At 34.9% G+C, this 21,062-nt stretch carries 20 protein-coding genes; 3 read left to right on the plus strand and 17 right to left on the minus strand.

Annotation, left to right across the window (positions count from 1 at the left end; genetic code table 11):
* Positions 1-76: 76 nt before the first annotated feature.
* The 6 genes from BP18_RS09180 to BP18_RS09205 form a co-directional block, all read right to left on the minus strand.
* Positions 77-406 carry a thioredoxin family protein gene (locus tag BP18_RS09180; RefSeq protein ID WP_007722954.1) on the minus strand — a complete coding sequence of 110 codons (330 nt, stop codon included), beginning with the start codon at positions 404-406 and terminating at the stop codon, positions 77-79.
* 503 nt (positions 407-909) lie between these two features.
* Complete coding sequence (locus BP18_RS09185; RefSeq protein WP_051669215.1) at positions 910-1,749, minus strand: HAD family hydrolase; 840 nt, start codon at positions 1,747-1,749, stop codon at positions 910-912.
* Positions 1,750-1,864: 115 nt separating this feature from the next.
* Complete coding sequence (locus BP18_RS09190; RefSeq protein ID WP_029276621.1) at positions 1,865-2,710, minus strand: SDR family oxidoreductase; 846 nt, start codon at positions 2,708-2,710, stop codon at positions 1,865-1,867.
* Positions 2,711-2,771: 61 nt separating this feature from the next.
* Entirely contained in the window at positions 2,772-3,821 is a 1,050-nt protein-coding gene (gene uxuA, locus BP18_RS09195) for a mannonate dehydratase (RefSeq protein ID WP_007722960.1), read from the minus strand.
* A gap of 31 nt (positions 3,822-3,852) precedes the next feature.
* Positions 3,853-5,265 carry a glucuronate isomerase gene (gene uxaC / locus BP18_RS09200; protein ID WP_029276623.1) on the minus strand — a complete coding sequence of 471 codons (1,413 nt, stop codon included), beginning with the start codon at positions 5,263-5,265 and terminating at the stop codon, positions 3,853-3,855.
* A gap of 66 nt (positions 5,266-5,331) precedes the next feature.
* Positions 5,332-5,982, minus strand: coding sequence for a bifunctional 2-keto-4-hydroxyglutarate aldolase/2-keto-3-deoxy-6-phosphogluconate aldolase (locus BP18_RS09205; RefSeq protein ID WP_007722964.1), 651 nt, complete (start codon positions 5,980-5,982; stop codon positions 5,332-5,334).
* Positions 5,983-6,332: 350 nt separating this feature from the next.
* On the opposite strand from BP18_RS09205, the gene BP18_RS09210 reads away from it, so the two are divergent.
* Entirely contained in the window at positions 6,333-7,103 is a 771-nt protein-coding gene (locus tag BP18_RS09210; RefSeq protein WP_007722965.1) for an IclR family transcriptional regulator, read from the plus strand.
* Positions 7,104-7,280: 177 nt separating this feature from the next.
* Here BP18_RS09210 and BP18_RS09215 read toward each other — a convergent pair whose 3' ends face one another.
* From BP18_RS09215 to uidA, 3 genes are all read right to left on the minus strand, one after another.
* Positions 7,281-9,041: a glycoside hydrolase family 3 protein gene (locus tag BP18_RS09215; protein WP_007722966.1), complete on the minus strand. Its 1,761-nt coding sequence runs from the start codon at positions 9,039-9,041 to the stop codon at positions 7,281-7,283.
* A 503-nt stretch (positions 9,042-9,544) separates the two neighbouring features.
* Positions 9,545-10,504: a sugar kinase gene (locus BP18_RS09220; protein ID WP_081835453.1), complete on the minus strand. Its 960-nt coding sequence runs from the start codon at positions 10,502-10,504 to the stop codon at positions 9,545-9,547.
* Positions 10,505-10,576: 72 nt separating this feature from the next.
* On the minus strand, positions 10,577-12,391 hold the full coding sequence (gene uidA / locus BP18_RS09225; RefSeq protein WP_029276627.1) for a beta-glucuronidase: 1,815 nt from the start codon (positions 12,389-12,391) through the stop codon (positions 10,577-10,579).
* 136 nt (positions 12,392-12,527) lie between these two features.
* Here uidA and BP18_RS09230 point away from each other — a divergent pair, with 136 nt between their 5' ends.
* Complete coding sequence (locus tag BP18_RS09230; protein ID WP_029276629.1) at positions 12,528-13,775, plus strand: helix-turn-helix domain-containing protein; 1,248 nt, start codon at positions 12,528-12,530, stop codon at positions 13,773-13,775.
* 87 nt (positions 13,776-13,862) lie between these two features.
* Here BP18_RS09230 and BP18_RS09235 read toward each other — a convergent pair whose 3' ends face one another.
* The 8 genes from BP18_RS09235 to BP18_RS09270 all read right to left on the minus strand — a co-directional run bounded on the left by BP18_RS09235 (position 13,863) and on the right by BP18_RS09270 (position 20,100).
* A complete protein-coding gene (locus BP18_RS09235; RefSeq protein ID WP_007722983.1) occupies positions 13,863-14,144 on the minus strand; it encodes a YkvA family protein in 282 nt (93 codons plus the stop codon).
* Between the two features lie 107 nt (positions 14,145-14,251).
* Entirely contained in the window at positions 14,252-14,959 is a 708-nt protein-coding gene (locus BP18_RS09240) for a VIT1/CCC1 transporter family protein (protein ID WP_007722984.1), read from the minus strand.
* Between the two features lie 78 nt (positions 14,960-15,037).
* Positions 15,038-15,322 carry a hypothetical protein gene (locus BP18_RS09245; RefSeq protein ID WP_029276631.1) on the minus strand — a complete coding sequence of 95 codons (285 nt, stop codon included), beginning with the start codon at positions 15,320-15,322 and terminating at the stop codon, positions 15,038-15,040.
* Positions 15,323-15,531: 209 nt separating this feature from the next.
* Positions 15,532-16,182 carry a uridine kinase family protein gene (locus BP18_RS09250; RefSeq protein ID WP_029276633.1) on the minus strand — a complete coding sequence of 217 codons (651 nt, stop codon included), beginning with the start codon at positions 16,180-16,182 and terminating at the stop codon, positions 15,532-15,534.
* A gap of 237 nt (positions 16,183-16,419) precedes the next feature.
* Positions 16,420-16,842, minus strand: coding sequence for a hypothetical protein (locus BP18_RS09255; protein WP_007722987.1), 423 nt, complete (start codon positions 16,840-16,842; stop codon positions 16,420-16,422).
* Between the two features lie 343 nt (positions 16,843-17,185).
* Positions 17,186-18,154: an electron transfer flavoprotein subunit alpha/FixB family protein gene (locus BP18_RS09260; RefSeq protein WP_029276635.1), complete on the minus strand. Its 969-nt coding sequence runs from the start codon at positions 18,152-18,154 to the stop codon at positions 17,186-17,188.
* Between the two features lie 15 nt (positions 18,155-18,169).
* Positions 18,170-18,964, minus strand: a complete 795-nt coding sequence (locus BP18_RS09265; RefSeq protein ID WP_007722989.1) for an electron transfer flavoprotein subunit beta/FixA family protein — start codon at positions 18,962-18,964, stop codon at positions 18,170-18,172.
* 5 nt (positions 18,965-18,969) lie between these two features.
* A complete protein-coding gene (locus tag BP18_RS09270; protein WP_029276637.1) occupies positions 18,970-20,100 on the minus strand; it encodes an acyl-CoA dehydrogenase family protein in 1,131 nt (376 codons plus the stop codon).
* A gap of 198 nt (positions 20,101-20,298) precedes the next feature.
* Here BP18_RS09270 and BP18_RS09275 point away from each other — a divergent pair, with 198 nt between their 5' ends.
* Complete coding sequence (locus BP18_RS09275) at positions 20,299-20,997, plus strand: Crp/Fnr family transcriptional regulator (RefSeq protein WP_007723000.1); 699 nt, start codon at positions 20,299-20,301, stop codon at positions 20,995-20,997.
* Positions 20,998-21,062: the final 65 nt, after the last annotated feature.

A 21,062-nucleotide genomic window follows, 5' to 3' on the forward strand; every position in this document is an offset into this window, starting at 1 on the left:
GGGTTAGTCACCTAGAATAGCCTCACCTTCCAGCTGTCTTAGCGCAGTTTAGTAGGTGAGGCTATTTTTATTACCTTTAACTATTCTCAACCACACGTTGAAATTTCCTGTGTAGCTCTTCCATCACAACGAACCGTGCTTCGCGGATTACTTCTTTTCCTTCAACAAATAACAATAAAGCTGGAACAGTGAATACGGTGAATTGGCTGGCAACCTCAGGAATATCATCTGCACTAACTTGTATTGGCTTAATAGCTGGAAATTCTGTTAACATTTCTTGGACTTGAGGTTGAATAACATGACAGATACCACAATTTTCTTTTGAAATATAAACAAAAGTAAGCTTGTTTTCTTTTATATAGCGTAATACTTGATCTATGGACGTTGCTTGAGGAAATGTATTCATTGTTCATTCTTCTTTCTATTAGTTAATTACCTATTATTTTTCTGGTTTATTTTAGTTCAAACGCATACTTTCCAAGCCGATCTTTCATGAAAGAACTAGAACTACTTCTTCTAGCTTCTCCATGTTACTCTTTGCTTCAGTTGAAGTATTTCTTTTAATTTAGCAGGATGGGGCCTTTCAGTCAAACTAGAAGATTAACATAATTCTTTATATAAAGGTTTACAGTATTTATTCCTATTATATTATTGAAAAATCATTACCTATTACAAGTAATCTTAATTGATAACGGATATATTGATAAACAAACGTGGCGATCTTTGCTAGAACTGATGCTAGATTCAATATTATTCATATAGAAAGCAATAATCTTTCTGTTGCTAGAAATAGTGATTTTTCGTATATAGTCCACCTCTTCATTATCACTATTATCTAAGCCGTCATTTAATAAACAACAAAAAAAACCGTGTAACGATTACTAGTTTACACGGGTTTTTGGATTTTTCTTATGAGTATTGTTTTAACAAGTCATCAAATTCAGTAATAACTGCTTCCTGATAAGCGCCAGTATATGTTTTACCTGTGAAGTGTTTAACTCCTTCTTTTGAAAGACGTTTCCATGAAAATGTTTCTTTACCGAATAAAATTGGGTAGTATAAAACACCATTTTTAAGAGCAGCATTTAAATCTCCTGGAGCATCTCCTACCATTAAAATTTCATCTTCAGCGTAGCCATATGCTTTTAATTCATTGATACAAGCAGCTTTTGTTCCAGCTTCTTGTCCATAAACAACATCAACATGTGGCAATAAAAGATGTCTTTCCCACTCGCTATACAAAGCTTCACTGTTTGCAGAACTTACAATCGCAATATCCGCTACTTCATGCAATTCATTTAAAACTTCTAACACATTAGGAAATGGCGCATCTTTTCCAGCTAACTCTTCAATTCCAGAATTTACTTTTTGACTCCAATTTAAAGCTTTCTTAAGATCTTCAACTGGATTTTTTGCGACTTCTTTTTCTAAAGATTTGTTTGACGGTTCTTTAGTTGTTTCTGCCCAGTTTACTAGATTAGAAATATCGCCTACTTCTTCTCCATTTGAAACAGCTTCTTGTAATCCTAAAACCAATCCTTTAAAGCGATTGATTCCGCGAGTTGTTGAATACAAATTGATACGATTCCAGATTCCTAAGAATTCATCGCGATTTTTGATCCCAAAAACTTCCGAAGCTAGTGGTCCAAAATACTTTTCATGTTTGATATTCATTGTATCCATTGCGCACCCATCTGAATCAACGCAAATTAAAAACTGTTTTTTCTTAGTAAATGTACTTTTTCCCATAATTAAACTCCTCATTTTATAATGTGAAAATCTTTACAGCAAGGAAGGGACACTAGAATATAACTATTCTTATGTCCCTCTCTCAGTTTGAATTGTAATCGTTTTATTGCTTTAATTATACACCTGAATAAGCGTGGAATCCACCATCAATTGGTAAAACAACACCATTAACAAAACTTGAAGCTTTTTCGTCAGCTAAAAATAACAATCCGCCAATCAATTCTTCAGGTTCACCAAAACGGTTCATTGGTGTGCTTGATAAGATTTTGTGTGTACGAGCAGTTGGAGTTCCATCTTCATTGAACAATAATGCTTGGTTTTGTTTACTTACTAAGAATCCTGGAGCAATAGCATTTACACGGATACCAACATGTGAGAAGTATACTGCTAACCATTCTGTAAAGTTACTGATTGCTGCTTTAGCGCCTGAGTATGCAGGAATTTTTGTTAAAGGAGTATAAGCATTCATACTTGAAACGTTAATGATATTAGCTCCTTCTTTTCCAAGCATATTTTTAGCAAATACTTGAGTTGGAAGTAATGTTCCAAGGTAGTTAAGATTGAATACAAATTCGATTCCAGATTTGTCTAATTCGAAGAATGATTTAACGCCTTCCATTCCTTCCATTTCGTGGAATTCATTTTCTGTAGATGCTTTAGGACTATTTCCACCAGCTCCATTAACTAGAATATCTGCAACACCGAAGTCTGCAACAACTGCATCGTGTGCTTCTTGTAAGCTTTCTAATTCTAAAACGTTTGCTTTGTATCCTTTAGCTTCTCCTCCAGCAGCAACGATTTCATCAGCGTATTTTTGAGCTGCTTCAACATTTAAATCTAATAATGCTACTTTTGCCCCAGCTCGAGCTAATTCTTTAGCGAAGAAAGAACATAGTACTCCACCAGCTCCTGTTACTACTGCTACTTTACCTGTTAAGTCATGTGTGAATGGTGATGTCATTTTTATTTCCTCCTTTTATTTATTATCTAATAGCTTTTATTTATTATCTAATAGCTTTTATTTATTTTGCGTCAGCTTTAGCTTTTTGAGCTGCTTCATATAAACCATTAAGGTAAGTTGCACCTAACGCACGGTCGAACAAACCGTATCCTGGTTTACCCGTTTCGCCCCAAATCATACGTCCGTGGTCTGGACGGATAGCACCTTTAAAGTCGTGGTCGCTTAACGCTTTAACCACACGGTACATGTCAATTGAACCCATTTCAGATAAGTGAGCTGATTCTTGGAATGATTTTCCGCCCATCAATTTAACATTACGTGCGTGAACAAAGTTAACTCGATTTTTTTCTAACATACTTTCTAAGATTGCTACTGCGTCATTCTTAGGATCTGATGCAAATGAACCTACACATAACGTAACGCCGTTATATTCGCTGTCATACAATTTAATGAAGCGCTCCAATGCAGCTTGTCCAGTAATGATACGTGGTAAGCCAAAGATGCTGTATGGAGGATCATCCGGGTGAATAGCCATCTTAACGCCTGCAGCTTCAGCTGTTGGCATAATTGCTTTGATGAAGTACTCTAAGTTTTCCCAAAGTTTTTCATCATCGATTGATTTGTACTCATCCATTAAGTTGTTCATTTCTTCAGAACTGTAACTTTCATCCCAACCTGGTAAAGAAAGTGTACGAGGATCCATTTTGTTTACTTGCTCTTCATCAAAGATTAAGGCATTTGAACCATCTGGAAGTGGGAAAGCTAAATCAGAACGAGTCCAGTCAAAAACAGGCATGAAGTTGTAACATACAACTGGAATTCCAGCTTCTCCTAAATTGGTTAACGTTGTTTTATAGTTTTCAATGTATTTATCGCGTGTTGGTTTTCCTGTTTTAATGTCTTCATGAACAGGCACACTTTCAATAACAGAAAGTTCTAATCCTTTTGCTTCAATGGAAGATTTTAATGCTTTAATTTTTTCTAAAGGCCATACTTCTCCAACTGGAATATCGTAAATAGCTGAAACAATTCCTTTCATTCCTGGAATCTGGCGGATATATTCTAGTGAAATCGGATCTGATTCACCGTACCATCTAAATGTCATTTCCATTATAATTAATCTCCTCTATGTTTAATTTTTTTTATCTTGCTTTATTAAAGTAGCGCATAGCATTGTTGTAGCTGACATTTTCAATAAGCTTTTTCAAAAGTTCTTGATCATTAGGGAATTTGCCATTTTCAACACGTTCTCCAATGAAGTTGCATAAGATACGACGGAAGTATTCATGACGTGGATAAGAAACAAAACTACGTGAGTCTGTTAACATTCCAACAAAATGCATCAACAAACCATGGTCTGCCAAAGCTTCCATTTGGCGCAACATACCTTGTTCGGTATCATTGAACCACCAACCGGAACCAAATTGGATTTTGCCCTTGATTCCTTCATTATTAGATTGGAAGTTTGCAACTGCACTGGCGACCACATCATTGTATATTGGGTTCAAGTTGTAGATAATCGTTTTAGGTAATTTGTCTTCTTTATCTAATGCATTTAAAATGTTATTCAACGCATAAGCGACATCTGTCTGGTCATTGATTGAATCAAAACCAGCATCTGCTCCTACTAAGTCAAACATACGAGAGTTATTGTTACGAATCGCTCCGAAATGAAGCTGCATAACCCATCCTCTTGCATGGTACATTTTTCCTAAATCAGATAATAAACGTGTTTGGTATTTGGCGTTTTCTTCAGCTGTTATTTCTTTTTGAGCTAAGGCTTTCAAGAAAATCGCTTCAATTTCATCATCCGTTGACTCGGCATAGAAAAGTTTGCCTAAACCATGGTCAGAAACAATTGCCCCACGTTCATTAAAGTAATCAACTCGATTTTCAATTTCTTTTATTAATTCTTTATACGTTGTTACATCTTTAGTTGAAGCATCTTGTAATTTTTTAATGAAATTTGTGAATTTTTCTTCGCCAACTGCAAAAGCTTCATCTGGTCGAAACGATGGAGCAACTTCAACAGTGAAATTTTCATCTTCGCGGATAGCGTCATGAAATTCCAAAGAATCCGTGGGGTTATCTGTTGTTCCAATGAAAGTAACGTTTGAATTATTAATTAATGTTCTTGCTGTTAAGCCTTTTTCTAGGATAGCTTTATTAGCTTGATCATAAATAGATTTCCAATTTTTTGAATTTAATAATTCATCAATAGCGAAATACCGTTTTAATTCAAGGTGCGTCCAGTGATACAATGGATTCCCAACAACAGATTCCACTGTTTGTGCCCAAGCTTCAAATTTTTCCTCTGAGCTAGCATTACCCGTTATTTTTTCTTCCGGAATTCCGTGAGCACGCATTGCGCGCCATTTGTAATGATCTCCTGCTAACCATAATTCAGTTACATTGTTAAACTTATGATCTTCAGCAATTTGTTGAGGATCTAAGTGACAATGGTAATCGAAAATAGGCAATGATTCAGCAAAATCATGATACAACTGTTTAGCTGTTTTGTTTTGTAACATAAAATCTTTATTTATAAATGTCATTACTGTACCCCTTCCAATAATCAGCTTTGCTTAATTCATTTAAGATAAACAGAATTTTTAGAAGAACTAGTTACCTGAACGAATTTCTTTGTAACGGTCAGCAAAAGTTCTAGCTGTCTCTGTTACTGCTTGGTATCCTTTTTCAGCTACGTCTTTTGTTAAAGCACTACCTACTCCAACGCCCCATGCTCCGTTGTTTACCCAAGTAGCCATATTTTCAAGATTTACTCCGCCTGATGGCATTAATTCTACTTGAGGAATTGGTCCGTGAACGTCTTTAATAAAACCTGCTCCTAATATTCCACCTGGGAATACTTTAGCAACTTCTACTCCAGTAGCCATTGCATTTGCGATTTCTGTAACAGAGCCACAGCCTGGCAAATAAGGAATAGTATAGCGGTTACAAATAGTTGAAATTGCGGGGTCAAAATGTGGGCTGACGATAAACTTAGAACCTGCTAATATAGCAATTCTAGCTGTTATATCATCCATGACAGTTCCTGCACCAATTACCATGTCCGTTCCTGCGAATTCAGCTGCTAAACGAGAAATAACTTTATCTGCGTTTGGTGTACTGAAAGTTACTTCGATATTTTTTATTCCGCCTTCATAGGTTGCTTTTGAGATTTCATATCCATCATCTTCCGATTTTCCACGAACAACCGCGAATAAAAAATTTTCTTCTAATTTTACTAATGTTTCTCTTTTAATACTCAACTAAAGTCCTCCTTTTAAGCGACAGTTTCACAATACGATACCTTATTTCATAATACGGATTAATTATAACTGGTTTATGCTCCATAGTCAACACAACCTGACTTTAATTTCAAAAAATTATCTTTTTTTTGAAAACGTTCTCTTTTTTTATTATACTCTCTTTTAAAGTTCTGTAACTGAATCCTGCTTGAAATTATGCTATTGAATTATAGGAGTTTCGCGATTTATTATTTTCAGCTACTTGTTCTTTTTTTAAAACTATCCTATACTGTTTTATATCTATCGTATCGCATTATAAAACGCTTTATCCAAATAATGTAAAACTATACTTTAAAAAGGATGTTAAAAAAATGGTTGAAAACTCACCCAATAGAGTACAGTCAGTTGATCGTGCTCTATTAATACTTGAAACGCTTTCAAATTATGATATGCTCAGTTTGATGGAACTTAGTGAAAAAGTTCATCTACATAAGGCGACTACTCACCGTCTTGTCAATTCTCTTCTCGAAAATGGGTACATTGAAAAAAATCCTTTAACTAAGCAATACAAAATATCCTTAAAACTTTTTCAAATTGGAAATCGCCGGGTTCAAAATATTGATTTCCTAAATGTGGCCAAAAGTATGATTCGTCAGTTATCATTAGATTTAAATCAGACAGTTCATCTAGTAGTTGAAGATAATGAAGAAGTGCTCTATATTGATAAACACGATCCAAGCGGAAATGAAAATCGCTTAAGTTCAAAAATTGGTAAAACAGCTCCAATGTACGTAACTGCTGTAGGAAAAGCCATTTTAGCAACAAAATCGAACGAAGAAATTAGAGCTATCTGGAATAAAACTGATATCCAACCCTTTACAAAACATACGATTACCTCTCTTGATGCGTTCATGATGGAAATTGAAAAAGTACGTCAAAAAGGATATGCCATCGACAATGAAGAAAATGAGTACGGTGTTCTTTGTATTGGAACTGTTTTTTCTAGCTATAAAGATCTTGCAGCGGGTGCAATCAGTATTTCTATTCCTGCTACGGATGCGGATGATGAAAAAAAAGCTATATATATTGAAAAGATTATTGATACTTCCAATAAAATTTCTCGTTTACTAGGTCAATTTTAATTATTGCTCAATCTAAAACTATCCCAGCGAATTCTAATTCGCTGGGATAGTTTTTTAATTTAAGTATTGCTTAAACATAAGTACACAACAAATACCTTTATATAAGAACTGCTAAAATAGGCAGACTTATCTTATATAAAGGCTAATTTGTCATTTATTTACTTGTAAAACGAACTCTTAATATTTAGTATCTTCGAAACCACAGAATGCATCCACTGGAGATACCCCTACAAATTCAGTACGACCTAGGAATTTGTCTACCAAGGCTTTCAATGTGAATTCCTTGCTATCATAAGCATTGATGTATGTTTGTACTTGAGGTACATCCGCTAAATGGAACGGAGATTGCAAGGATACGAAGATTGTTGGTATTTCATGGACATAAAAAGGAATATCTGGAGTCCCTTTTGATGCTGGCCATTGAATACGTTGATCCGTATTTGGATTAACCACTGCTAAATTAATGATTAAATCATAATTTTCTGTTAAATCGGCAATAGGACGTTTTTGCGCATACACATTTCTAAGTGCCACTTGTCTTTCCTCTTCAGGCATTTTCATAATTTTTTCTTCAGCAGCTTCCCAAATTGACACTTCAAAGCCTTCTGCTTCAAGTAATTCTTTCATTTTTGCAGATGGTTTTACGTTTTCACCAATCATCGCTCCGAAACCACCTTGTGTTCCTTGAACATCCACTAATAAAACACGTTTGTGCGATTTTGGAGAAACAGGGAAAATATTTTCATTGTTTTTTACTAACGTAATAGCTTTATCGGCAACTTCTTCGGCAATTTTTTTATTTTCAGGTAAACCAATTTTAGCCATTGCTTCTTCTTTAGAAGGTAAAAGTTCTGTTTTAGCTTTTTTGTGCAAACCGATAGCTGCTTTAGTTCCTAAGATACGAGTCAACGCTTCTTCTAAACGATCTTCAGTAATTACCCCGTTTTTGTATCCATCCATCATCCATTGGAAATCTTCATCTGGATCATTAAAGAATAAAAATAAATCTGAACCAGCTGCTACAGCTGCTGGAAGCATATCTTTACGTTTCATTGCTCCTGTTAAAGCTACCATGTGACTTGCATCAGTAACAACAAGTCCATTGAAGTTCATTTTGTCTCTCAACAAGTCAGTTAAAATGTATTTGTTGATTGTAGCTGGAAGTGTGGCTTCTTGTACCGTTGCATCTGGTTTGAAATACCGTACATAAGAAGGTAATGAAATGTGCCCAGCCATAATAGATGGAAGTCCAGCATCAAATAGTGAGCTGTATACTTTTCCAAAAGTAGCATCCCATTCTTCTACTGAATAGTGGTTAGGCGCAAAAGATAAATGTTGGTCACGTTCATCAATTCCGTCTCCAGGGAAATGTTTTGCAGCTGGAGCGATTCCACTTTCTTGAATCCCTTTCATGTAAGCTAAAGATAATTCAATTGTTTGATCAACATCTGCACTCCAAGTACGAGTCGAGATGATTGGATTACGCCAGTTACGTAAAAGGTCAACGATTGGCGCAAAACTCCAGTTACATCCGATAGCTGCAGCTTCAACACCGGAAACACGTCCCATTTCATAAGCATATTTCGGATCATTTGTAGCAGCAATTTTCACTTCATTACCGATATATGTTCCATCCGTACTAGCGCCATTTCCGCCCATTTCTGTATTAGCAGCAATCAACAATGGAATTTTACTATTTTCTTGTAAAATACGGTTTTGTTCGTAGACTTCATCCGATTTTGCCGGATTATATCGAACTCCGCCAATGTGATAATCATTTACTACACTTGTTAAATATTCTTCCGTACGGCTTGAACCCATATTAATAAACAATTGACCAATTTTTTCTTCTGTCGACATGTCTTCGATTGTATCTTTCACCCATTTGATAGCTGCTTCGTCTAAACTATAAGGTTTTGCTTGTAAATCTACTTTCATCATAAATATCTCCTTTTAATTTTATTTTTTAGCTATTTTCCTATTTAAAAAATAACAATAACTGACACAATAAAGTAAAAACCGTTTTCAATTCCATTTTAAATACTTAGTTTTCTTGTTCTGTTATCAAGAAAACTAAGTTTCATATAATGATACTCGGTTTCGTAAAGCGCTTTTATTATAGCATGGTTAATTTATTTTGTCATATCCTTTTTCTAAATTTATTTATTTAAAATGACTAAGTAGGAATAGACATCTGCTGAATGACTAATCTATTAGGTTATGAATTCTTTATTTTTTAGGTTCTGCAAGTTGATTAAGCTCTATTTTTTATATTAACTCTCTCGCTGTTTTTCTATTCAAGGAAAGCTTACTAAAAAAACATTCTAGTAAATTAAACGGTTCTTATTGGCAAATGAATAAAAAAAGAAAGCCTATCGATGTTAGCTTAATCAGCTAATATCAATAAGCTTTCTTTTACTTGAATGAAACTAACAATTTCTTTACCGTTTAGCCGACTGTTTTTCTATAAAATCTAGTAACGTTTTTCTATCTGGCAGACCTTCATTATCGCCTAAATTTTGGACTTGAATAGCACCAATTGCATTTGCGCGAACAGCAGCTTCTTCTAACGATAGCCCATCTAAATAACCGCTAATGATTCCCACGGCAAAGCCATCTCCTGCACCTACAGTGTCTACAACTTTTTCAGCTTTAAATCCTGGGACAAAAACTATTTCTTTTCCAACACCTTTTACATATGCTCCAGATGGTCCCATTTTAATCACGATATATTTTACGCCTTTTTCAAAATAGAACTCAGCAATGTCATCTGGTTCTTCTAAATCTGTTAGAATTCTTGCTTCTTCAATACCAGGCAAAATGACATCCGCATAGGTTGCCAATTCATTCAGTACTTTTTTCATCGTTTCCTCGTCTTCCCATAATGCAGGGCGCAAATTAGGATCAAATGTAATGAATGTACCGGACTCTTTTGCTTTGCCCATTAAATAATAAATCGTACTTCTAACCGAACGACTCACTGCAGACGGAATTCCAGTAATGTGTAAAACCTTTACCTTTTTAAAATCAACCAAATCAATGAGATCTTCAATAGACAGTTCAGAAAAAGCACTGCCTTTTCGATAGTAAGCTGTTTCTGGATCGCCTTCTTCTGTTTTACTCTTAAGCATAAAACCAGTATTGCTTTTTTCATCAAATGAAACAAATTCCGTTCCAATACCTTCTGATTCTAAAAACTTCAAAATGTAGCGTCCAAAATAATCTTCTCCTAAACGAGTGATCAATTCAACATCCATCCCTAGTCGTGACAACCCGATGCTTACATTGACTTCTGCTCCGGCAACTGTTTTAGAAAAATATGACGCATCATCTAACTTTCCAGACTCATTCGCACTAAATAAGCCCATTGCTTCTCCAATTAAAACAACATCTTTTTTCACTTTTTCCCACTTCCTAATCCAATTATTCTAAAAAAAGGTCAAGTATTTCCCTGACCCTCTCATTTTTTATGTTTATTTTTTATAATTAAAGTCGGGGATACTTTCCCATCGGTCTTTCAATGAACGGACAACCATTTTCGGTTGACGAGCACGGTTGAATACACCTTTTTTGTTTCCTTGGACACGATTGATGCCTTGTTTGGTTTCAAAATCAGCAAAGTTCCATAATTGTTCTCCAACAAAGTTAGGAATTTCATCAAACACTTTATGATTCATTGCGTAATAATCCACTTGGTATTCTTCCGTGAACATTTGGTTTTCGATTCCATGCATTCCAGGAACTGTATCTGCGCCATATTCAGTATACATAATCGGTTTTTCAGGATACATTTCTTGCCATTTCAGTAACTCTTTCCGTGTACTTTCTTCTGCGGATTTTAAATCTCCACCTTGCATATACCAGCCATAATAGCGGTTCAACGCGATAACATCGGCTAACTCTTCGCATTTATCGGCTTCTGGAGTGGACATCATGATATTCACATAGGTACATGGGCGGTTTTGCGGATCTAATTCTCTAGCAAGTTTAAACAACGGTTCAAAATACTCATAAGAACCACTTTGATGGGTTGCAGGCTCATTTGCAATAGACCACATCACCACGCTAGCATGATTTTTATCACGATTAATCAGCTCACGAATCACTTGTTCATGCGCTTCTCTTGTTTGCATGATCGACCATGTATTATTATCTACTCCTTCATCTCCACCCATAGCATCAAGATTAAAATTAAATGATTCAAGCAATCCAACAGCTGTTGTTTCATCAATTACAACGATTCCTTCACGGTCGCATAGGCGCATCATTTCTTCTGAATACGGATAGTGAGATGTCCGGAATGAATTTGCACCCATATATTTGAATAAGTTTAGATCTAATACATTAGCTGCTTCATTGATTCCACGTCCATTGATGTACGTATCTTCATGTTTTCCGAATCCTTTAAAATAGAAAGGTTCGCCATTAATCAAGAATTTACCTTCTTTTGTTTCAACAGTCCGGATACCAAATGTTTCTTCGTAAGTGTCCACCACTTCTTCAGCGGTGATACATTCTATTTTAGCCGTATACAAATAGCTGTTCATTGGTTTCCACAGATGGACAGCTTCAATGAAAATTTCTGTTTCTTTTCCAGCAGCCGTTGCTACGATTTGATTTTTTTCATCAAAAACGGTTACTTTTACTTCATCAAATTCACCGACTGTTTTTACAGTGAAGGCTACTTTTGCTGTTTTTGCAGTGACATCAGCTTCAGGAACGATGATAACGTCTTCAATATAATCCCAAGGAGTTGAATAGACTTTGACCGGACGCTGTAAACCAGCATAATTAAAGAAGTCAAAATTTTCATCAACATTACGAATGAGATGCCCATCTTCATCTGTCGATTCAGTGTAGTTTCCTACTGGTAATGTTGTGTAATCTAAGATATTACTGATGCGAACGGTCAAACGATTTTTTCCTAAGTTTACGTGTTCATTGATTTCACTTTCAAATGGCATAAATCCACCTTTATGGTGCATCACGAACTCTCCATTAATATAAACCCATGCTTCATGAGTTGCAGAACCAAAACGCAAGACTAATCGTTCTCTTAGTATCGGTTTTGCAATAGAAATTTCTGTTTCATACCATACAAAACCATTATGATCACGAATTTCAGAAATTACACCTTGATCATTAAATGAAGCTGGGACAGCCATGACATCTTTTGTTGGTAATGGTTCTTTAACGTCGATTTCTTTCAATTCTTTATCAATCATAAATTTCCATATTCCACTTAAGTCCGTTAATGTGCGGGTAGCTGTAGTTATTGGATATAACATATCACACTCTCCTTTTTCCTGGTAATTTTATTATAGCGTTTTCATTTTTATTTTTCTCGTAAAATCTTAACAAAACAAGTACAATTGTTGCATCAGCCTAAAAACACTAGTAACATTCGAATTGGAGGTGCCTTTTATGACTGAAAAAAACAACTATTCAAAAGAAATTTATCATCTGTGCTCCTCATTTTATGACTTATCAAACTTAGCGATTCAATACATAGACAATGAAGGGAAAATCCTAGTCCAAATGATTCAACCACATTTTCCTGATGAAATCTTGTCCTCGACTAATGATTCTTTCCAAGAGGTAGAAAAACAATTACGGCAACAAAAGCCTGATTGTTGTTACTTTTTCATTACTAGCTTCCAATTAGAGTACATTGCAATCGGTTTATGGAAAGAAAAAGAATTTAAAGGCTCCATTTTAGTTGGACCTTTCCTTTCCACTACACCTAACTTAGAGTTCATTAATTACATCACTTCAATAAATCACCTGCCTCTTCATACTCGAAAAACACTGGCAAATTTCTATGAATCTTTGGTTATCGTACATTCTCAAGAACTGCACCATTTGAATGTCTTGCTAATTAATTTGTTCTCTCATCCTTATATCATGCCAGATCTACGTTCGTCTGAACCTGTACAACCTACTTCTACTAGACGCGAAGTACGTTATAGGCAACAGAATGCACAACAACTTATTGAAGCACGATATCAATTTGAAAATACTTTAATGGAAGCTATCTCTAAAGGAGACAGTACTCTAGCTGTAACAACTATGAATGATCACCAAGAATTGACCGACTTTTCAAGTCGCAATACTGCTGATCCTGTTCGAGCATATAAAAATATTTTAGTTACTTTGAATACACTCAGTCGTAAAGCAGCTGAGAAAGGTGGCGTGCACCCTATTTATTTGGATAGTATCTCTGAAAAATTCGCTCTTATGATTGAGCGTACCAAGGATTTACCAAGTTTATCTGAGATTAGTCGAGTACTCTTAACCGAGTACAGTGAAAGTATCTGGCTATATTCCAATCCAGAATACAGCACTATTGTCAAAAAAGCGATTCATTACATTTTATTGCACATTGATTATCCTTTAACTTTAGAAGAAATCGCCAGGAATATTTATGTCAATCCAGCTCACTTATCGCGTAAATTCAAAGGCGAAACGCAGATGACTCCTACCCAATTTATCCATTTAAAAAAAGTAGAAGAAGCAAAACTTCATCTTGAAAAAGGGCATTTAGCCATCACTGAGATAGCTTTACTCGTCGGCTTTAATGATCCAAATTACTTTGGTAAGGTCTTTAAAAAGGTAACCGGCATGACCCCCTCTCAATTCATTAGGAGTACAAAAAAAACGCTTAAGAGGTAATGCCTAATAATGATCGTTAAGAGTAATTTAAAGCAAAAAAAGAACTGCTGAAACGCTGCAGTTCTTTTTTACTATCGTTTAGTAAACTTAAACTCTTTCTGCTTCTTTTCTTACTTGCGCAGGATTTGTTTGGGTATCATCTGAAAGTAATTTATTAGCAACTAGTAAAAGAATCGGTAAAATAACGTCATCTGCATACCCAACTACTGGAATAAAGTCGGGAACAAAATCGATTGGACTAATAATATAGAGAATAATCCCTGCTACCATTAGTTTCTTTTTTCCGCTTGTTTTTGTATTAAATAACGAAAGGATCAGCGACTTTACTTGTGACATTGGGGTCTTAGTTTGCTTTGTTTTCATTTTCATTTTTTATGACCTCCGTTTAATTTAACTACAGTTAGTATAGCTGCAATTCCCTTAAAATGTATCGGTCTAAAGCATGATTTTTTAACGTATCACATTAAGCCATCTATTTAAATACTTCCTAAAATAACACCAACACCATAAGCCACCAAGGCTGCCAAACCACCAATTACTAACATTTCAAAGCCAGATTTCAACCAGTTCGATTGTGTAATTTTTGATTTTGCTGCACCTAGAATAAACAAAGTCATCCCTGTAAGTAATGCAGCAATATAAAAAGCGTTTTGCAATAAACCAGGTATATACATAGATAATACGTAGATTAAAAGAGGCACTACGCCAAAGACACTAAATGATAAAAAAGTTACTATTGCATTTTTCAAAGGTGAATCCTCTGTAGTACTAGAGCCATATTCCATTTTCATAATTTGGTTCACAAATGGTTCTTCGTATTTTGCTAGAGTGGTTACTAATAAATTAGCATCTTGTTCATCAATCCCTTGTTCGGTTAAAGAAGCCTTTATCTGCTCTGCTTCTTGTTCTGGATTTTCCATTATAGCAATCTGTTTTTTATGACGTACCGTTTTTTCATATTCATTTTGCGATTTTGTTGAAAGAAAATCTCCTACTGCCATTGAAAATCCATCAGCCAGTAAGTTTGAAAAACCTAAAATCAACACAACTTTAAAGGATAATTCTCCACCAACACTTCCTGCTACTACAGCAAATGTTGTTATGATGCCATCTAATCCTCCATAAACGATACTTTTAATGTACTTTCCTTTACTATTATGAACTATTTTTTCCGGTTGATTCATTTTCATTCCTCCTTAAGCTCAGTCAACAAAAGAAATAGTTGAAGGAATACACCAATTTCTTTTCCGAGTTCTTTTTATTTAATTTCCCATACTAAAAGTGATGCGTTCTATCACCCCTAGAGTTAAAATTAAAAGGAGTAAACTAAACGATAAAAGAAAGATTCCAACTAAGAGATAGTTGCCTTTCTTTTGGACTACACTATCTTTAATCGAAAAAGCTACTATCAATAGACCTATACAGCTTATCCCGATTGATCCAATCTTTTCTAAGTCAGTAATGGTTGAGAAAAACAAACCATGCATTAGTAAGAAAAACTGGATGCACAAGAAAACTATTTTAGCATTATCCAATCTTTTGCTCATATCATTCCTCCTTAAACAAATCACACTGCATGTGAATAATATAACAACATCTAACATTCATTACAATACTTAATTTAATAAAACAAACATGCATTATTTATCTTTTTTTAAAAAAGTTTGTTCATTAAGTTCAATTTTAAACGGTATTATTATCACATAAATAGAATAAAAAAAGTCACTCCATCAGTTTTCTTACTTCTTAATAAGATTTATTCTGGACTGACCATTACATTTTTTTCTACCCATACCTCTTCATTGGAATTTTTTATAATCACATCAAATAGTTTCCTGTAAGGATGCATAAATAGTTCATATTGGATGCGGCGTTGTTTATGAGACTCTAATAAAACATTTATATCCGTACCTCTTTCCAAAACATCTCTTCCAACTCTTCTTCTTAGCTCTGTTTCATCATCCGTATAAAAATAAATGTTCAAATCAATTAATTCAGGATCAATAAACGCCACGCTCATTCCTTCTATAATGGTAACTTTTTTAGGAGAAATGAGTTCACTTTTACTATAAAAAGTATCTATCGTGTAGAAATCTAACCCAGATTTGACCATTCGAATATCTCTTTCTAGGGACACTATATGATGAGCATCTGGATGGCAAGCAGTCATTTTCGACTGATAATATTTATTTTGATAACCATACTGGATCATAGTGTATTGTCGTAATTGCGATGTGATTATATAGGGATCTGTGTTAATATGCGATACTTCATTTAACCCTATCAAATGTGCAAGTTTAGTAGCAAAATTCGTTTTCCCTGCAGCACCATGACCTGATATGGCAATAATCACCGGTTTATCCGATTTATGTATCCAGTTTAGGACTTCATTAAGGATATTATTCATTTTCCACCTTTTTCTATTTAATTTTTTTTAACGTTTAACGATTTAATCATCTATTATAGAAATTACTTTATTTTACCATTAAAGAAAACGCTTTACTTGTAACTTTTCATTTCATGCTGGAAAAATAACTACCTTTATGTAAAATAAAAAAAGCAATACAGTCATTTAAAATGAACCTCTACTGCTTTACAGTTTATTGAATTGTGAAGTTAGTTCAGCATTACTTTTTAGTGTAGTCTACAGTGGTTTACTATTATACCAGTCGGCTGAATCAAGAAATGCTAAATTATTTTTTTGCCATTTTATACCGGCTATCATTTTATTTGATTTAAACGTTAATTTCTTTTCACCTCTAACTTTCAAAACTATTTTGTACTCTATCAATCCTTTTTTAATTCTAAGGTACTCTATGTCTTCATAAGGAAACCGAATATGATTACCTGAAAATTGACCCATCATTGTTAAGCCAACTAACGTGATCTCTTCTGAAGAAAAGAACAATAAGTAGTATTGCATATCTACAAAAGATGCTAACGCTCCATAAGTAAAGCTAGACATAATCCCTGGTTCTGTATACCCATAAACAAAATTTTGAGACACTGGAATATCAAGTGGTTCCATATAAGTTTCAATATTCTCTATTTTCATTGCTTCATTCACTACCAACAACCCCTTTTTACCATCTTATCTAACTCAGATAGAAAAAGAAAATAATAATCTTTTTCCTGTTAACTATCTTATTCATCAGCACTAAGAATCTATAAAACAACATACAAAAAAATGCCCATGATCATAAAATAAATAGCTCAAAAAAAATATCCGGTACACGATGCTTTTTACAAAACGCTGTACATCATTCTTTTTTGGATTATAGTACACATCAAGAACAGAGCCGCGTGAAAACTTAAAAAAGAGCTAGCACACCAAAATAGGCGTACTAGCTCTTTTATCTTATCTAGTTTTACTTCTTATTACTTAAATTCTTTTCCTCTAAAACAGGCAACTATTGAATAACTTTTAAAAATTCTTTTAAGAAGTCAGCTGAATTTCCAACATAACTAAAATCTGAGTAGTTAAAAATAGGTGCTTCTGAATCTTTATTAACAGAGATGACTAGTTCAGCATTTTCTATCCCGGTTGTATACTGCACAGCTCCATGGATACCCAAATTAATCAATATTTTAGGCGCAATCGTATTTCCAGATTGTCCAATTTGATCTTCACCACTAAATCTAGGATGATCTGTCAAAGGACGTGTTACGCCGATTTTAGCACCTAATTTGCGAGCAAGTTCTTCCGCCAAAGCAAGTTCTTTATCATCTATAGAACCGCGTCCTAATGCAATAACTCGATCAGCATTAGCGATACTATCGCTTTTAGAAATCAGCGGTGTTTCTTCTATAATTTTCACACGTGCTGCTTCTTTAAATGTTAAATCATTTATTTCAGTCACCTCAACTGTTTTACTGCTACTTTTCTTAGCTTCAAATGTATTTGGTCTTACAGAAGCCATTTGAGGACGGTGGTTAGGACTGATAATTTCACACATGATATTATCTCCATATGATGGTTTTGTTTGAACCAACAAGTCACTGTCAAATGATAAGTCTAAACAGTCTGAAGTCAAACCCGTATTTAACTTTGCTTGCAATCGAGGTGCAATTGAGCGGCCAACAACTGTTGCACCGAAAAGGATGCTATTTGGTTGACGTCGTTCTGCTAATTCTGCCATTAAACTGGCAATTTCAGAATCCATCGCATTTTCCAAACGATTGTCTTTTACAACAATGATTTCATCAGGACCATATTCTTTGATAGCTTCTTCCAGTTTTTGGTCTTCTGATTCAAATAAAATTACAACAACCTTTTTATCGCCTGCAATCTCATTTGCTTTAGTTATTAATTGATAGGTAACCGGCTGGATGATCCCTACATGTTTTTCTGCATATACCCAAATTTCTTGGCTAGTCATTTTTCTCAACCTCTCTTAGAGTAAATTAGTGGCTCTTAATTGTATTAATAATTCACGAACAGCTTCATCAGCCGATCCTTTAAGGAACGTTGTTGCTTTTGCTTCTTTTTCCGGTGCCCATACACTACGGACAACAGTGGGAGAACCCTTCAAACCAATTCTATCAGCATCAACAGGCAAGCTGTTTTCATCCCAAATACGAATGGTTTTCTTATAACTTTGTTGAATATTACGAGGCGTTGGGTAACGTGGTTCGTTCATTTCGCTACGAACCGTTACAACTGCTGGCAATTGGAATTCAATTTTTTGTTGCATGTTTTCTAACAAACGAGTTGCAGTCATAGAATTTTTAGTATGACTATGTAACTCACTGACAAATGTAATTTGTGGCCAGTCTAAAAATTCAGATACGATTGGACCAACTTGACTAGTATCTGCATCGACCGATTGGCGACCGAATAAGACTAGGTCTACATTGCCTAATTCTTTAATAGCTTGCGCTAAAACATATCCTGTTGCTAGTGTATCTGCTCCACCAAATTGACGAGAACTTAACAGCACGGCATCGTCACATCCCATAGCTAATCCTTGGCGCAAAGTCATTTCAAAATCTGGAGGTCCCATAGATAGAAGTGTAATTTCGCCACCCCATTCTTCTTTTAATCGAAGAGCTGCCTCTATGGCATTTTTATCATAAGGGTTCATAACTCCTGCTTCTCCAGAACGAACAAGGTTTTTAGTAACTGGATCAATTTTCAAATTATTAGAAACTGGCACTTGTTTAATACATACTACAATTTTTAAGCTCATTGGACTTATTCCTCTCTCTCATTCACAACTTCTTTAGCTATTTCAATCATCATTTTTTCTAGTGACCCTTCGGCAAGTTGTAACGCACGAGCATCACGAATTAAATGTTCTACGGGATACTCACGACTATACCCATATCCACCTAATACTTGCAAAGCATGATCAGCAGCAATAACGGCAGCACGACTTCCGTATGATTTCGCCATAGTAGATACTTTAGCGTAAGATTTACCTTCTATTTTCAACTTAGCTGCTTCTTGATAGAGTAGCTGTGCGTTTTCTTTTGCAATAGCAATTTCAGTGATTTTCGTTTGAATAGAATGTAATTGGATAATCGGTGTATCAATTGCATCACGTTTTTTTGCGTAATCAACCGCAATAGTCAACGCATGTTCTGTAATTCCAGCTGCGATTGCTCCCATTGAAATACGAGCATCATAGTGAGCATTATCGCCTATTTCCACACCTTGTCCTATTTTACCTAGCAAGTGCTCTTCAGTAACTGTTACGTTTTCTAAGAAGATTTCTCCTACAGGCGTTCCAGTCATACCAATGAATTCTTCTCTTTTACCATGTTTAAATCCAGGCATGTCTTCATCGACAAGGAAACATGATAATTCGTTTGGCGCAGTTTTTAAGAGTACACAGTACACTTGAGCTAAGCCACCATTGGTAATCATTGTTTTATTTCCGTTTAAGATCCATTTATCTCCATCTTTCACGGCACTAGCTGTGAAGCCCATTACATTAGATCCACCTTGTGGTTCTGTTGAAGAAAATCCAAAGACACGGTGGTTTGCTTGAGGCAAATATTTTTCTTTTAATTCAGGTGTTGCATATTTCATTACTTGATCAACCGTTTTATAATGTCCTTCTAAAGTAAATGCTACACTCGCATTTCGAACAGCAAAATCATATACCGTTTGCGAACTAGCAATAACATCAAATCCGGCTCCACCGTATTCTTCTGGTATGGTCAAGCCTAAAAATCCTGTTTTAACAAGTTTATTCCATAGGCTTTCAGGATAGTTTCTTTCTTTATCTATCAACATATCTAATGGTTTTACCTCTTTATCAGCAAAATCAGTCACCATCTGATGCAACATTACTTGAGGCTGTGTTAATTTTATACTCATTTTTACACTCCCTTTGTTCAATTATGCACAAAAAATAAAACAACTATTTAACAAATTGATTATAGTCTATTATTTTTTCAATAGACTTGATTTAAATCAAGTACATTCTAATTAATATTGCTAATGAACTCTTTTATAATTCATAAGAAACTGGTAAACTGTAAACGTATTATGAGGAAGTATTGAGGAGATTACAAGATGACTAAACGATGTTTAAATTCTGAGCAACAGAATAGTACTTGTCAAAAAACAGGAGATATTTGCATAGATTCTATCCCATTATTTCAATCTTTAGCACCCATACAAAAGAAAAGAATTCATTCCCTAATCCAGTCTAAACACTACTCTCGCGGTGAAACCATCTATCGTCCTGGAGAAACTGCGGACTCCCTTTATGTCTTGAGAAGCGGGAAAATACGTGTATACCGATTATCCGATTCCGGAAAAGAACAATTGATTCGAATTGTCTATCCAGGAGAATTTACTGGAGAATTAGCGTTATTCAAAAAAGGCATTTACGAAGCATTTACGGAAGCGTTAACAGATTGTTCTATTTGTGCAATTAAGCATACTGATTTCAGAGAATTACTCCTCCAATACCCACTAATAGCTGTCGAGATGTTAGCTACTATTTCGAACAGATTGGGAATGTCTGAGCAACAAACCGCTTGGGCTACTACTGAAACCGTAAGAAATAGATTGCTACATTTTTTAATCAGTTTAGTTGACTCCAAAGAAAATGAACCTATTATTGAATTAAAGATGGCTAAAAAAGATTTAGCTTCTTATTTAGGAACCACTTCCGAATCTTTAAGTCGAGAACTTGCCCATTTAGAGAAAGAACACGTTATTCAAGAAATTTCTTATGGAAAAATCAAATTATTTAAATTAGACTAACACTAACGATTTGCATTTTAGTCCGTCCTTGGTTTTGAAGATAACTTATTTTATACATTAAAAAG

Origin of the sequence: Carnobacterium jeotgali MS3, from assembly GCF_000745125.1 — a bacterium.
In the GTDB taxonomy this organism is placed as follows: Bacteria; Bacillota; Bacilli; order Lactobacillales; family Carnobacteriaceae; genus Carnobacterium_B; species Carnobacterium_B jeotgali.